17 protein-coding genes are annotated in these 13,209 nt (G+C 40.5%); 12 read left to right on the top strand and 5 right to left on the bottom strand.

Annotation, left to right across the window (positions count from 1 at the left end; translation table 11 throughout):
• Positions 1-194 precede the first annotated feature (194 nt).
• On the bottom strand, positions 195-998 hold the full coding sequence (truA, locus tag O8C65_09750) for a tRNA pseudouridine(38-40) synthase TruA (protein ID MCZ7357206.1): 804 nt from the start codon (positions 996-998) through the stop codon (positions 195-197).
• Positions 995-1,963 (bottom strand): methyltransferase, encoded by a 969-nt coding sequence (locus O8C65_09755; protein ID MCZ7357207.1) that lies wholly within the window; start codon positions 1,961-1,963, stop codon positions 995-997. Before O8C65_09755 ends, truA begins: the two co-directional genes overlap by 4 nt.
• 80 nt (positions 1,964-2,043) lie before the next feature.
• Here O8C65_09755 and O8C65_09760 point away from each other — a divergent pair, with 80 nt between their 5' ends.
• From O8C65_09760 to O8C65_09780, 5 genes are all read left to right on the top strand, one after another.
• The gene (locus O8C65_09760) at positions 2,044-2,361 is read left to right on the top strand and encodes a Rieske (2Fe-2S) protein (protein ID MCZ7357208.1); all 318 of its coding nucleotides are present in this window, start codon (positions 2,044-2,046) and stop codon (positions 2,359-2,361) included.
• Positions 2,358-2,603, top strand: a complete 246-nt coding sequence (locus tag O8C65_09765; protein ID MCZ7357209.1) for a glutaredoxin family protein — start codon at positions 2,358-2,360, stop codon at positions 2,601-2,603. The genes O8C65_09760 and O8C65_09765 overlap by 4 nt, the downstream gene beginning before the upstream one ends.
• A gap of 4 nt (positions 2,604-2,607) precedes the next feature.
• A complete protein-coding gene (locus O8C65_09770; GenBank protein ID MCZ7357210.1) occupies positions 2,608-2,952 on the top strand; it encodes a ferredoxin:thioredoxin reductase in 345 nt (114 codons plus the stop codon).
• On the top strand, positions 2,942-3,346 hold the full coding sequence (locus tag O8C65_09775; GenBank protein MCZ7357211.1) for a Rieske 2Fe-2S domain-containing protein: 405 nt from the start codon (positions 2,942-2,944) through the stop codon (positions 3,344-3,346). The genes O8C65_09770 and O8C65_09775 overlap by 11 nt, the downstream gene beginning before the upstream one ends.
• An 84-nt stretch (positions 3,347-3,430) precedes the next feature.
• Positions 3,431-4,576 carry a PQQ-dependent sugar dehydrogenase gene (locus O8C65_09780; protein ID MCZ7357212.1) on the top strand — a complete coding sequence of 382 codons (1,146 nt, stop codon included), beginning with the start codon at positions 3,431-3,433 and terminating at the stop codon, positions 4,574-4,576.
• Between the two features lie 97 nt (positions 4,577-4,673).
• On the opposite strand, the gene O8C65_09785 is transcribed toward O8C65_09780, so the two are convergent.
• Positions 4,674-6,584 carry a VWA domain-containing protein gene (locus O8C65_09785; protein MCZ7357213.1) on the bottom strand — a complete coding sequence of 637 codons (1,911 nt, stop codon included), beginning with the start codon at positions 6,582-6,584 and terminating at the stop codon, positions 4,674-4,676.
• Positions 6,585-6,724: 140 nt separating this feature from the next.
• Here O8C65_09785 and O8C65_09790 point away from each other — a divergent pair, with 140 nt between their 5' ends.
• Complete coding sequence (locus O8C65_09790) at positions 6,725-7,528, top strand: DUF6293 family protein (protein MCZ7357214.1); 804 nt, start codon at positions 6,725-6,727, stop codon at positions 7,526-7,528.
• A 186-nt stretch (positions 7,529-7,714) separates the two neighbouring features.
• Positions 7,715-8,812: an SAM-dependent methyltransferase gene (locus tag O8C65_09795; protein ID MCZ7357215.1), complete on the top strand. Its 1,098-nt coding sequence runs from the start codon at positions 7,715-7,717 to the stop codon at positions 8,810-8,812.
• 36 nt (positions 8,813-8,848) lie between these two features.
• Here O8C65_09795 and O8C65_09800 read toward each other — a convergent pair whose 3' ends face one another.
• Both O8C65_09800 and O8C65_09805 read right to left on the bottom strand, forming a co-directional pair.
• Positions 8,849-9,109 carry a hypothetical protein gene (locus tag O8C65_09800; protein MCZ7357216.1) on the bottom strand — a complete coding sequence of 87 codons (261 nt, stop codon included), beginning with the start codon at positions 9,107-9,109 and terminating at the stop codon, positions 8,849-8,851.
• 111 nt (positions 9,110-9,220) lie between these two features.
• Positions 9,221-9,382: a DUF2080 family transposase-associated protein gene (locus O8C65_09805; protein MCZ7357217.1), complete on the bottom strand. Its 162-nt coding sequence runs from the start codon at positions 9,380-9,382 to the stop codon at positions 9,221-9,223.
• Between the two features lie 53 nt (positions 9,383-9,435).
• Here O8C65_09805 and O8C65_09810 point away from each other — a divergent pair, with 53 nt between their 5' ends.
• The 5 genes from O8C65_09810 to O8C65_09830 all read left to right on the top strand — a co-directional run bounded on the left by O8C65_09810 (position 9,436) and on the right by O8C65_09830 (position 12,988).
• Complete coding sequence (locus O8C65_09810; GenBank protein MCZ7357218.1) at positions 9,436-10,422, top strand: ISNCY family transposase; 987 nt, start codon at positions 9,436-9,438, stop codon at positions 10,420-10,422.
• Between the two features lie 57 nt (positions 10,423-10,479).
• Positions 10,480-11,115: an endonuclease III gene (nth, locus tag O8C65_09815; protein ID MCZ7357219.1), complete on the top strand. Its 636-nt coding sequence runs from the start codon at positions 10,480-10,482 to the stop codon at positions 11,113-11,115.
• 6 nt (positions 11,116-11,121) lie between these two features.
• Positions 11,122-11,568: a 3'-phosphoesterase gene (locus tag O8C65_09820; protein ID MCZ7357220.1), complete on the top strand. Its 447-nt coding sequence runs from the start codon at positions 11,122-11,124 to the stop codon at positions 11,566-11,568.
• Between the two features lies 1 nt (position 11,569).
• Positions 11,570-12,136 carry an aldolase gene (locus O8C65_09825; GenBank protein MCZ7357221.1) on the top strand — a complete coding sequence of 189 codons (567 nt, stop codon included), beginning with the start codon at positions 11,570-11,572 and terminating at the stop codon, positions 12,134-12,136.
• Positions 12,137-12,511: 375 nt separating this feature from the next.
• Positions 12,512-12,988, top strand: coding sequence for a type IV pilin N-terminal domain-containing protein (locus O8C65_09830; protein ID MCZ7357222.1), 477 nt, complete (start codon positions 12,512-12,514; stop codon positions 12,986-12,988).
• The last annotated feature ends 221 nt before the right edge of the window (positions 12,989-13,209 follow it).

Genomic DNA, 13,209 nt, shown 5'->3' on the forward strand with positions numbered 1-13,209 from the left:
TTTGGTGCTTTTTGATTCCATTGGTCTTTTTATAAGGATTTTTAGATCTGCAGAGATATTTGATTTTTCCAGCTATCTCTTTCCTATAGAAAATGCCTTCCAAGATATTTGCCGCCGGGAAATATCTGCAGCGAATATGACAGCTTTAAATCCTGGAGCAATTGGCTTCGCTAAACGAATCTTTTAAAACGAATTCATCGCATTCCACCCACTATTTCCTCCAGTATTCTTGCCGTCAATTCATGGCTCATAAAAAGATCATGGATCTCCTCCAGCGCCCTGTCCCGGGCATGAGTATCGACATTCCATTTTATTCCGGGATACTCTACGTTTTTCAAAATCAAACCACGGGCATCAAGGGGCTCAAGCCTACCATTCAAAGTGCAGTCAAGCATTTTTCTAAGCCTTTCTATATCCATTTCACCCTTTCCGACTAGTTTCAGGCCCATAGCGATTTTCCTGACCATATGCATCACGAACCTGTTCGCGGCAATATCAAGAAAAATCCAGCTGCCATTTTCCTGGATCGAGATTCTTCTAATATCGCAAAATGTTGATTCTTCTTTCTCTTCATCAGCAAAGTTCCGAAAATCGTGTTTTCCCAGGAAGATCGATGAAGCATCTTTTATTTTAGAAAGCTCAAGTCCATTGCCCCAGAGCATATATCTGTACTCCCGTTCCACAGCAGATGTCCTTGCATTGAAATTTGGATCCACCTGCGCCCATGCGTATGCCCATATTTCGCTGAGGCCTTTGTTCAGCTCCCTGGGCATTGAAGCCTCCGGATTATCCGTATCAAATGCTATCACCTGGCAGAGCGCATGGACGCCACGGTCTGTTCTTCCTGCCGCAGAATATCTTGCTTTTGATGATTTTTTAACCGCGCCGCTATCCTTCAGCGCTTTCATGAGCTTCCCTTCTACCGTGGGCACACCAGGTTGGGTCTGGAAGCCATGGTATCCCGTGCCAAGGTATGCGAGCTTGAGCGCAAACCTCATCTTATCCCGGTTATAAGCTGGCTTTCCCTCTCATCAAGGTCAACTACTTCGATGCTGTGCAATCCCGCATCTTCAAGCCATGCTCGGTACTGTTCCTCGGTCCATGTATTGCCTTCCTCCGTGTGCGCCAGCATGTTCACCCCGAACAATTCTGCCCTCGGGCTCCTTCCGCGCACGAAATCCTCTATGGCGATCAACCCTCCCCTTTTTAAAAGCACCCTGACATTCCTTACCAGCTTCCTGTTCTCCTCTTCAGAATAGATGTGACATATGTTACCCATGAAAACGATGTCAAAAGATCCTGCCTTAAAATCCTTCACAAATTCACTATCTGTAAAATCGCCCTTCTTCAGTGTCAGGTTCCGGATTTTGGAAAGTCCAAATTCCTTTCCTACGTAATCTATGGTTTCCGGCATATCGTAGAGGACTGCCTCCAGGCCTTTGTTAATGAAAGCTTTAGCGTATTTGCCTGGTCCTCCTCCCAAGTCAAGAGCGTACTTTGCATCCCTCTTTCTTGCAAGGCAATGGCTTATGACCTCATCTACAAACGCATCAGGCTTGGACGCCATTGCATGCATAAAAGATGGCACATCACGCGGCGTACTTTTTTCAGATTTTATCCCTTTGATAATATCAGGAAGTTTAAGCCATGTCCCAAGAATGTCCATCAAATGAGGAAGGTAGCCTCCGACATAATCCTCGCCGCGTTCCAGAAAAAGAGGACGCGCCTTATCTGCAATGATATACCTGCTGTTTTCCTTATTGACATATCCCAATGAACAGAGCGCCTCGAGCACAATATGCAGGGCGCGCTCATCTGCCCGAAGCTCTTGCTTAAGCGCTGAAATATCCTTGCTCTCAGCAAGTGCTGAGAAAATTCCAGCCTTGTAGGCGGCGCCGAGAAGGATGAGTTCCCTTGCGTCATCACCTGCTCTTTCAAAATCAAAATCTTTTCCTGTGGGCATTTTTACCTCTGATTACGTACAAATAATTAAATATCATAGAGTATAAGAATTGATATAAGAATCTAATCCAGGGTGGGAAAATGTGGACATTTGCAATTGAGGAAAAAGAACTTCACGAAAATAGCATGAGTCCCGTTTTTCCGAAAGGGTTACCGATACTCATTATAAAGAAGGCAGGGGAGATTTACGCTGTCTCTAATAAATGCGCTCATATGGCCTGTGCGCTCGCTGGTGGCAGATTAAAGGACTATATATTAGAATGTCCCTGTCATGACTGGAGATATGATATCCGAACAGGTGAGTTTTTGGATGCAAAGGAAATCAGGATCCCGGTCTATGAATGGAAGTCGTCTGAAGGGAAAATACTTATAAAACTAGGAGATGAAAATCAGCTATGAAAATATTCATGTATACTCTCAGCACATGCCCATGGTGCAGGAAAACAAAACAGTTCTTCAAAGAAAGGAATATTCCATTCGAATATGTAGATTACGACTTGCAGGATGAGGGAAAGCAGGAGAAAATAATGGATGAAATGTCCAGGTCCGGGGGCAGCGCTTTTCCGTATGTAAAAATCGGCGAGATGATAGTAGTGGGATATAATCCAGAAAAGTATCTGGAATTGTTGGGGTTGAAATAACGGAATGAACACCGAATCAAGAAAGAAGGCCTTAAGATACCTGTTTCAACGAGTAATAGACCCGCTCGGGTATAAATTCAGTCCTGACGGGGAACTTGTTGATTTTTTACTTGAGCAGGAAGTCTTGCTGGAAAGAAAACACGGCATCCCATACTGCCCGTGCCAGGGCCTTACAAGGAAAAGAGAAGAAAACATGAAAATAGTCTGTCCCTGCATTCCTTTCCACCGGGAGCACTTTGACTTAATGAAACGCTGCTGGTGTGGGCTCTATGTACATAAGGACGTTACCAATCCTGATGAACTGAGACAGATACCCCTAAATGAGATCAGAGGTTCAAATGTTCATTAAAGCCGCAAAAATGAGCGAAATATTGCATGCAGGAATGAAGGCTGTTGAATTGAATGGAATAGAGATCGTTCTGTGCAACTATGATGGAAAAATATATGCCGTCAACAGAAGATGCGGCCATACGAATGCCCCTCTTGACATGGGGACTTTAGAAGGCTATATTTTAACCTGTCCGATGCACAGTTCACAATTCGATATAACTACAGGCGAAGTTTTGAGTGAGCCGGTTCCCCGGAATTTTGGAAATGAACCATTCCCTGAAGACCTGAATAAACATTTTCAGTACCTTGGCATGCTCATGTCACACATTAAGACCTGCGGAATAAAGACATATCCGGTTAAGATAGAGGGGGATTCGATAACGGTGGATGTGGGAGAAGAGGGCTGCCTTTAATCACATAGGGGGATAGATGATTGTCATGTTGTCGTTAATTGTTATCGGATCGCAATACTGGTATATGTGCAGTAAGAGTTGATCATGAGATTTGGATGGATGCTGGCTGGACTTATTGCTGTGATCTTCTTAGTCGTGGTGTTCGTACTTTTTGGGTTGCAGCCATCCGTGAAATCCAGTGCTTCAGGTAATATCAGCCTGCCGCAGGGATTCAGGATAGATGTTTATGCAGGTGATCTGGGAGGAAGCCCGGTTTCATATCCCGGCCCGAGAATGATGTTATTGAAGGATAATGTTCTGTTTGTCACCATAACGAACCAGGGGAGAATTGTAGCGCTTCCTGACAGGAATAATGATAAAAAAGCAGACGGAGTCATTACTTTTATCGACAAACTCAACAATCCGCATGGAATTGATTACTTCGACGGCTGGTTTTATATCGCCGAGGAAAACAGGGTGATCCGGGTGAAGTCAAATGGCAGTGTCGCTGACATGAATACCCTTGAAGTCCTTATCGACAACCTGCCGACGGGGGGACATTTTACCAGGACTATCAAAATCCATAATAACAGCTTATTTTTGAGCATCGGCTCTTCATGCAATGTCTGCATTGAACAGGATGAAAGGAGAGCTACGATAACACGGTGCAACCTTGACGGAAGCGGCTGCAATGTTTTCGCAAAAGGTTTGAGAAATGCTGTAGGTTTTGTTTTCCATCCAGTTACGGGTAAATTGTATGCCACTGATAACGGGCGCGATTGGCTTGGCGATGACCTGCCGCCGGATGAAATCAATCTGATCGAAGAAGGTAAAAACTATGGCTGGCCGATATGCTACGGCAATAATATCCATGACGCGGATTTCGATAAGAATACGTATATCCGCAATCCCTGCATGGAACCATTTGAGATGCCAGGCCTTGTAGACCTCCAGGCACATTCGGCGCCCCTTGGTCTTGCTTTCTATTATGGTGACAGCTTCCCGGAGGAATACAGAGGTAACCTTTTCGTCGCATATCACGGATCATGGAACCGCAAGGAACCTACTGGTTACAAGATCGTGAGCATAAATATGACCAGCTTTTCAGTAAAAGATTTCGCGACAGGCTGGCTTCAGGGGAGGATCGTTCTCGGCAGACCTGTGGATGTAGTCGTTGCGGAGGATGGGTCGCTGTTTGTGAGTGATGATAATGCGGGGAAGATATACAGGATTTCATACAAAAATTCATAGATATACCGATAATAATGTGCCGCAAGTTCTCCTGTTGTCTTATTCAAGCTCTGTATTCTTCAAATGTAGAGTTGAAATAATTTCCTGGGTGATGTAGCTATGGCGGACTACTCAATTTTATTATTGCGATAACTATCAATAAAATAGCAGTACCCGCAAACAGCCATGCCCATTCATTAGGATGCCTTTGTTTCGAATTTTCCATATTTGCAAACACCATTCCTTCCCTAGATTGAACCATAGAATAGTTTGAATTCTGATTAGCACTATTAAATTTATACGCTGCCTGGTTTTCTTTTGCTTTATTTAGATAATCATCGGCTTTTTCTTGTCTTAATTTCGCCATCGAATAATCCGTTTCTGGTTCTTCGATAAAATTAAGGACCACTTCTCTGAATGAGTTAGGGATTTGGGAATTCAAATCATTAAGTTCACTTGTGGCGTTATTTATAAAAATTTGAGATTCTTCAGATTTGTAATTAATTCGGTTGGATGCTGATCCTGCATCTTCTTTATAGTCTTGGGTTAAGAGTTGTTTCAATTTCACATTGTTGTTTTTAACCATAGGTTCTGCATTATCGATAACACCTACATTGAGCAAATATATTAAACTCAAAACACCAAAGTAGGCTTTTTTCCTATACTCAATATCGTCCATAATCCCTTTATTGTAAATCTGAAAATCTTGTGTTATACCATTATAAGCATATCCCTTTTTAAGACTGTAAGTATATCTTCCTCCATTAATAATTTCGATAAGAAGTTTATCATCACTTGATATTTTACACTCCCCAGAAACTAACAACATTGGATAATCGACTTCGGATATTAGCCCACCCCATTTCAATACTTTTATCGCTTTTGTAGTTTTTGGTTCAATCAATGGTAGTGCTTTTCCCAATAAATTTGTACTCTCAGCATTGAAAGTATCAGAATCAAAAAAACCGCATAATATACCAGAAACACTATTTGAAAAAATATAGGCTGATTCTGTTATGTTTCCCGAATTAACCAATTCAATGGCATTTTTACTCCTGAAAACATCCTCCAATGTTTGGCTGTCAAAAAATTTTCTTTGTTGGATATCAAAAGGGATAATAATACAAGTTTGGTTTTGGTCGCAGTAAGAATAAAAATTAATCTTTGGTGCAGAAGACAAATCTCTTTCACCATCATAAAACAATGCTTCATTTTGGTCATAATTCATCGAAAATGTAATTGAAGGTGTTTCGCCACTATTGTTAAACTCGTTTAGATATTCATCCGTTTCAAGTTGCCCCCGATATGATTCAGGAGATACTTCGGGAGATTCTTCAGGATATACCATTGGTTTAAAAAATCGTATTTTTTCGCTTTGATTAAGAACTATAACTTGAGTATTTATTTTATCGCCTAAATCCCTATAGGGTTCTCTTACCCATGTTGGTTTTAAAGTTTGGCTTATATTTGTGTCAAGGACTTGATAAAAATTTATTGTGACATTGTATTTCTTAAGGTCTTTTATTAATTCTATTAATTGAGCGTTGTATATTTTTCCACTTGTATTTCCATCCAGATTTCCATCAGAAATTAGCACTATTTGTTTCGTGCCTGTGGAATTATATAGTATTTTTCTGGCTTCATCAAAACCCTCATAAATGTTATCTCTGGCTACATCTCCTTCTTTACCAGTAATATTACGAACAAATCTTTCGAGGATTGTCCTATTATCTTGAGTATTGGTAGAATAAACATTTGAGTTTTTAATACCATCTCCATAAACCACAACCGAAACATTGCTATCAGCTTCAATATTATGGATGGAATATATGGCGTTTGATTGGATATATGGTCTCAACGAAGCAGTGCTACCTGAGTAGTCCAACAAAATTACAAGATTATCCTCTAAAGTTGCATTTATTTCAACTTCAGCAGTACCAATTATAGATAATAATAGAGTGAAAGATAAAATTATACAGATAGTTGATAAAATATATTTACGACTTATTCTAAAAACCTTATTATCCAAATTTGAGTTAAGTAGAGGGGGCATATTAATTTTCTTCCAGTTATTTTTTTCCCCTCAACTAAATATTGTTTTCAGTCTAAATCAATTTTTCGCCGTTACATTTATTAGTAACGTTAATAATGTTACTAATATGATAAATTATGGAATTGACAGGACAGAAAAAAGTGCACATTGTTCCAATGGGATTTGAGATAGACCGCATTGAACTTCCCCTGAAAATGATTGGTGCTGACAAGGTATTCTTACTAACAGATGAGAAAGAAAAAGAGATTGGTCTTCGTTATCTTGAAGAACTCGAACGCAGAATTAAAACAATTATAGATGTAGAGGATTTCAAGGTAATAGGTTGCCCTATGTGGGATTTTCAAAATCTTATGTCTCTAATATGTGAACTTGTTAGGAAGGAGAAATTGGCAGGAAACTTTATCTATATAAATGTGTCCTCTGGAAGTAAACTATCAGCAATAGCGGGTACATTGGCTTCACTTATGTATGGGGCAATTCCATATTATGCACAGGCCAAGAAATATAATATTAAGAATCCAGGCATCAAAAGTGGAGAAATTTGTGGTATCACAAGCGGAGTAAATAAGATATTGCAGATACCTTCCTACACTATCGAGAGACCGCCAGATGAACTAATCAATGCTCTCGCAATACTTTCAGATAAAGGTGGACGGATATCCCAGAAAGAGTATATCTTCGAGCTTGAGAAACGTGGATTCATAGATGATGCGATTGGAATAGGGCGTGGGCAAAGGAAAGAAGTCACTAAAAAAGGATATGCCAAAGCCAAAAGACAATTTTTTGAGAAACTCGAAGAAAAGGGATGGGCTGTGAAAAAGGGGAAAGGACGCTCTTCGTATATTGAAATCACAAATGAGGGCACGAATACATTTGAGACGTTTATTAAGGTCGCAGATGTTGAAAAGAAACAGAGTTAAATTATAAAATGTGGGTTTTGTTCACTTTTCCAAATAATCCATCTTCGGGTGTCTTCCAGGTTTCATTCTAAGCGTTCCTGAAAGCTTCTTCTTGAGCATATCCACAGATATAAATGTAAAAATATATCTATTAAGTTTTAGTAAAATATACAGGATTTATTATGCCGGCAGATAAATAACGAGCTAATGTCACTATCAGAGGTTATTATAGAAAAAATCCGGCAAAGTGGCGCGATTTCCTTCCGCGATTTTATGGAAATGGCCCTATATTACCCGGGACTCGGGTATTATACCTCAACCAGACAAAAAATAGGAAAGACCGGAGATTATTACACAAGTCCCAACCTGAGTCCGGCTTTCGGGGAAATGCTGGGAAGGCAGATCGAGGAGATGTGGCAAATATTGGGAAAAAATGAGTTCACTGTGGTGGAGATGGGGGCAGGAACAGGGCTCCTTTCAGGTGATGTTCATACCTATCTCAGCAAGAACCCTGAATTGAATCACGACTTAAATTATTGCATAATCGAAAAAAGCCCTGCAATGCGGGAAGAACAGAAGAAGCGATTGGGAGAAAAGGTAAGCTGGTTTGATTCTCTTGAAGAACTTGGCAAGATGAGAGGATGCATATTTTCCAATGAAGTTGTGGATGCTTTTCCCGTGCACCAGGTGGTGATGGAAGAAGAACTCATGGAGATCTGCGTGGATTATAGCGATCGCTTTTATGAAACGCTAAGACCTGCCTCAAGCGAACTTAAAGATTATCTTGCGGAAATGGGTGTGGTTTTGCCCCAGGGATACAGGACCGAGATCAATCTTGATGCGATAAAATGGATCGGAGAAATTGCTTCCATTCTCACAAAAGGATTTGTCATAACCATTGATTACGGCTATCCTTCCTGGGAATTGTATCAGGATTATAGAAATTCCGGGACCCTCATGTGCTATTACAGGCACACAGCAAGCGACAATCCATATGTGCATATCGGGGAGCAGGATATCACGTCTCATGTGAATTTTTCGGCGCTTGCACGCTGGGGCAATAAGAATGGATTGCAGCTCTGTGGATTCACGGACCAGGTGCATTTCTTATTGGGGCTTGGCATCGAAGAATACATGAAGAAGTTGCAGGAAATCGACCAAAGGAATTCCATAAAAGAAATGCTTGCTGTGAAAACTCTCCTTATGGAAATGGGTGAAACCTTCAAAATCCTGATACAGAGGAAGGGACTTACATGTAAAGAACTCTCTGGCCTGAAGTTTCAGAGTAGCTGGAAACTATTTTAGAAAAAAAGGTGTAATAAAAAAATTAGAAAAAAATTATTAAACCGTTACACACATCGTTTCACCGCAGCATACAATCGCTTCCTCGCTGGGTTCGATGCATACCATCTCGCATCCGCATGTTTCGCAATAGTATATATCACCTTTTTCCGCACCCTTTTCCTTCTTTGCCCTGGTTTTCTTCGGTTTTGCCCTGGGGGGTTTTGTTCCGGTGGTTTTTGCCACTGCCGCTATTTTACTCCTTTCTTTCCACCACGAAGAAGACGGTGTAGTGGATTTAGACTTTGCTTTTTTTGCCATTAATTTACCTCCACTTTATCTTTATTATAATTCTTGCATTAATGAGATTTATACATATCGGTCAAAAGGGCTGTGGGACAAAATTGAAAGACACCCCCTCCATTCGAACCATTAGTCCTTTAGAACAATAACAAATACTCTTTTACCTATGTGCTTTTTTTGAGCATCAATTTTGGCACCATTTCCATAAGGTGTAACTTTTTTCTCATATATTTCTTCAACATTATCTTTAATTATCACTTTTCCGCCTGCAACAGCTTTGATTTCTCTCATGTTATAGTATATACATGTAAATACTTATATACTTTGCGGTACATTAGAGGGTTATGCTTAAAAGTGATGATATTAGAGACAGGATAAAAGACATAGATGATTTTCTACTAAAGCAATACAAGGAAAGAAAGGTAGAGAATAAACGAGATTGGCGGACCTATGAACAGCAATTGTTGAATAGGATTAAAGGAGCAATCCGTAATCTTGAACCATTGATAGATCAATCAATAAATATTGAAATTCATAGAGGCCCAGGAAGACCTCCAGATTTAGAACTTAAACAGAGAGTTATTATCCTTTTATTGAAAGAACTATTAGGACAAAGCAATAGAATGATGGCTTCAATGCTTGGTTTATTTTCTCTCCTTTCAGGAATTGATGTCGGTTATAAAACTGTAGAAAGATTGTACTCGAATCATGACGTTGAAATGGCGATCCATAATCTTCACATACTCATTTTAAGGGAAAAAGGAGTTAAGAATATTGATGCATGCGGAGATGGAACTGGTTATTCATTGACCATAAAAAAGCATTATGCTTCTGAGACTCAAATACGAAAAGATAAAGTAAAAGAGTATTCTGGAACCAAGGCTTTTGTTTATTCTTTCAAGTTGCTCGATCTCAAATCAAAGATGTATGTAGCATTTGGAATGAGTTTAAAAAGTGAAAAAGAAGCTTTCGATAGAGCTATAGAAATGATAAAGAAGATTGATGTAAAAATCGATAGCATGAGGCTTGACAAATATTATAGCTTTTCTTCTTATGTCGATAAATTTGGAGACGCGAAAGTCTATGTCATTCCAAGAAAAAATGCCACGGTAAGAGGTTCGTGGAAATGGAAGGATTCGATGGAAGATTTTGTAAATAATACGTTTTCATATCTGGGACAGTATTTTCGTAGAAACAATTCTGAATCAGGATTTTCAGCAGATAAAAGAATGTTTGGATGGACGGTGGGACAAAAAAGGGATGATAGAATTAGTACTGCTTTAACCTGCACTGGTCTCTGGCATAATTTGTTAAACTTGTACCCCACTTAATTCTGTCCCACAGCCGGTCAAAAGTATTAACTATCTTGCATCTTATAATTGTATAATATGGTGGAAGAAAAGGTTAATGAAATCATTGAACTCTTAAAAAAGAATTACTCGGATGTAAAAATCGCACTTGAGTATTCAAATCCCCTGGAACTCTTGATCGCCACTATTCTTTCTGCCCAGTGTACTGATGTAAGGGTAAACGAAGTCACAAAGAAGCTATTCAAAAAGTACCGGACGCCTCTGGATTATATCAAAGTCCCGCAGGAAGAGCTTGAAAAAGATATCTACTCCACAGGTTTTTACAGGAACAAGTCAAAGAACATTAAAAAACTCTGTGAGATCCTGGTGAATGATTTCAATTCCAGAGTTCCAGAGACCATGGAAGAACTTGTCACGCTTCCCGGTGTGGCAAGAAAGACAGCGAACATCGTATTGTCAGGCGCTTTTGGTAAAATCGAAGGAATAGCGGTGGATACGCATGTGAAAAGGGTTGCAGCAAGGCTCGGCCTGACAAATAACACCGACCCGGAAAAGATCGAAAAAGATTTAATGAAAATAATTCCAAAAATGGAATGGGATATTTTTGCACTTATGCTCATACAACATGGAAGACAAGTATGCGTCGCAAAAAAGCCCAGATGTGAGATATGCTTTTTGAACAGGGTCTGCCCGAGTGCATTTACTTTTGGGTGATTTTCAATGGCGATTGAAGAATACAGGAAATTGAGGGATTTTGCAAGAACACCTGAGCCAAAGGGCAGCGCAAGAGAAAGTGCGGAAAATATTTTCGTGGTGCACGAACATGATGCCAGGCATTTGCATTATGACCTGCGCCTTTCGATAGGCGGGGTATTGCGGTCATGGACAGTCCCAAAGGAACCGCCTGATAAAGAAGGAATTAAACGCCTGGCGATCCAGACAGAGGATCATCCTCTCGAATACGCGGACTTTGAAGGCACGATACCCGAAGGGATGTACGGGGCAGGGACAGTGCGCATCTGGGATAAGGGCGAGTTCATTATGGATGAAGAGACGGAGAAAGAACTTTTCTTTGAATTGAAGGGGAGGAAGCTGGCAGGGAGGTATGCGCTGATCAGAACAAAGTTCAGAGGTAAGGATTCGTGGCTTTTCTTTAAGAGGAAATGACATGTGGCAGGATATAGCCAGATTCGGGAAAAAACTTGTAGATCACGGGCTTGTGGAATCGCATTTCGGGAATATCAGCCTCCGCGCCGGCAGCAAAATGCTCATCACAAAAAGCGGGGCAGATCTTGACGAGATAACCGAAAATAGCGTCGTGGAGGTGAATATTGAGACGCCTTCAAGCCTTGACAGTATCGCGTCATCGGAAACGGTCGTGCACAGAACTATATACCAGAATACCCCGGCGCTTGCGATCATCCATGCCCATCCTCCATTTGCGGTTATCGAATCGCTGCTCGTAGAAGATGTTATCGTTCCAATAAATATCGAAGGACAGCACTTCCTGCATGAAATCCCTGTGGTAAGAGGTGATCCGGGAACCTGCGAACTTGCAGACAACACAGCACTGGCTTTACGCGGCCGCAAAGGCCTTATCGTTTTCAGGCACGGCACCTTCGCGATCGGAAATGAGTTGGATGAAGCTTATTTTGTTACGGCGCTGATGGAGCAAAGCTGCAAATTGAAGTATTACTTCGATATGGCGGGAGCGACGCGGGCTTCAGCAAAATAAAAGGAAGTCGTTGCTCAATCTCAAGAAATTTTCATATTATCAACCTGAAAGATAACCCACCCCCCAACCCACCTATTCTTTTCTTTACCACTTAGGTTATTGAATTTATATATTTAAATCACTTTGCCCGAACTTTACCCGAACTCAAGTGATCTAATTCAAACAATAAGATCAGGCATATCGATAGAAGATCATTAGCATCCTAATAATAATTAGTTGGATCCCGGAGAGATTTATAAACGGTAGTGCGCTATCACGAAATATCGGATGTTGTCGCGGTCATTATGGCTGCCAATGATATCTGATTATAATCATAAGAAGTATTATTATTTATATGCATAAATATATTGTATCACAGACCTGTGTATAAGATTGATGGATAGCCCGGTAAAAAATGAAAGCGCAGTTTCGCCAATCTCGGGAGTGCTCCTGATGGTTGGAATTGCACTGCTGCTTTCGATAATAGTATTTACCATATCATCAGGACTTGCTACTGCAGATGAAAAACCGCCGCAATGCTCGATTTCTGTCCAATCCAATGCAGAAACGCCTGTTCAGGATATCAAAATCCAGCACAGGGGTGGAGATACGCTGATGGCTGGGGACTGGTGGATCTCAATTGTTCCGGCTGGAGAATCCCCGAATTACCAGCGTTCAAGCACCGGGTTCAGCGTTGGCGACCAGATAATTACGGCAATATTAACCAACGGGAAAGGAAATTACATCGTAACAAATAATACTATTTCGATCGAGGGTTCTGCTGATACGATGAAATCAGGCAACTATGAAGTTAAAATCATCGTATATCCATTCGAGAGTCTGGTATTTGATAAAGTGATCGAAGTAAGATAGCATTTTACCTGAACATCTGGATCGATGTTCCGATCTCACAGTGTGTACGTATTTTGACAAGAACATATCAGTGCTCGTTGGATTACCCAACTTTACCCCTATCCTCTGACAACAAAATCTAAGAAAAATTATTTTTCCTAAGGCAGTAACCTTTTTATTAGAATTTCGACCAAAAAATATATATGCTTTGTTGTCATATAATACATGACAACTATGAGCTT

Origin of the sequence: Candidatus Methanoperedens sp. (assembly GCA_027460535.1) — an archaeon.
Lineage (GTDB): Archaea > Halobacteriota > Methanosarcinia > Methanosarcinales > Methanoperedenaceae > Methanoperedens.

What these genes read in the sequence shown, in the direction of transcription:
- truA (MCZ7357206.1), bottom strand. Translation starts at nt 998, where the DNA reads ATGAGGTTTGCGCTCAAGCTCGCATACCTTGGCACGGGATACCATGGC.
- O8C65_09755 (MCZ7357207.1), bottom strand. Translation starts at nt 1,963, where the DNA reads ATGCCCACAGGAAAAGATTTTGATTTTGAAAGAGCAGGTGATGACGCA.
- O8C65_09760 (MCZ7357208.1), top strand. Translation starts at nt 2,044, where the DNA reads ATGTGGACATTTGCAATTGAGGAAAAAGAACTTCACGAAAATAGCATG.
- O8C65_09765 (MCZ7357209.1), top strand. Translation starts at nt 2,358, where the DNA reads ATGAAAATATTCATGTATACTCTCAGCACATGCCCATGGTGCAGGAAA.
- O8C65_09770 (MCZ7357210.1), top strand. Translation starts at nt 2,608, where the DNA reads ATGAACACCGAATCAAGAAAGAAGGCCTTAAGATACCTGTTTCAACGA.
- O8C65_09775 (MCZ7357211.1), top strand. Translation starts at nt 2,942, where the DNA reads ATGTTCATTAAAGCCGCAAAAATGAGCGAAATATTGCATGCAGGAATG.
- O8C65_09780 (MCZ7357212.1), top strand. Translation starts at nt 3,431, where the DNA reads ATGAGATTTGGATGGATGCTGGCTGGACTTATTGCTGTGATCTTCTTA.
- O8C65_09790 (MCZ7357214.1), top strand. Translation starts at nt 6,725, where the DNA reads ATGGAATTGACAGGACAGAAAAAAGTGCACATTGTTCCAATGGGATTT.
- O8C65_09795 (MCZ7357215.1), top strand. Translation starts at nt 7,715, where the DNA reads ATGTCACTATCAGAGGTTATTATAGAAAAAATCCGGCAAAGTGGCGCG.
- O8C65_09800 (MCZ7357216.1), bottom strand. Translation starts at nt 9,109, where the DNA reads ATGGCAAAAAAAGCAAAGTCTAAATCCACTACACCGTCTTCTTCGTGG.
- O8C65_09805 (MCZ7357217.1), bottom strand. Translation starts at nt 9,382, where the DNA reads ATGAGAGAAATCAAAGCTGTTGCAGGCGGAAAAGTGATAATTAAAGAT.
- O8C65_09810 (MCZ7357218.1), top strand. Translation starts at nt 9,436, where the DNA reads ATGCTTAAAAGTGATGATATTAGAGACAGGATAAAAGACATAGATGAT.
- nth (MCZ7357219.1), top strand. Translation starts at nt 10,480, where the DNA reads ATGGTGGAAGAAAAGGTTAATGAAATCATTGAACTCTTAAAAAAGAAT.
- O8C65_09820 (MCZ7357220.1), top strand. Translation starts at nt 11,122, where the DNA reads ATGGCGATTGAAGAATACAGGAAATTGAGGGATTTTGCAAGAACACCT.
- O8C65_09825 (MCZ7357221.1), top strand. Translation starts at nt 11,570, where the DNA reads ATGTGGCAGGATATAGCCAGATTCGGGAAAAAACTTGTAGATCACGGG.
- O8C65_09830 (MCZ7357222.1), top strand. Translation starts at nt 12,512, where the DNA reads ATGGATAGCCCGGTAAAAAATGAAAGCGCAGTTTCGCCAATCTCGGGA.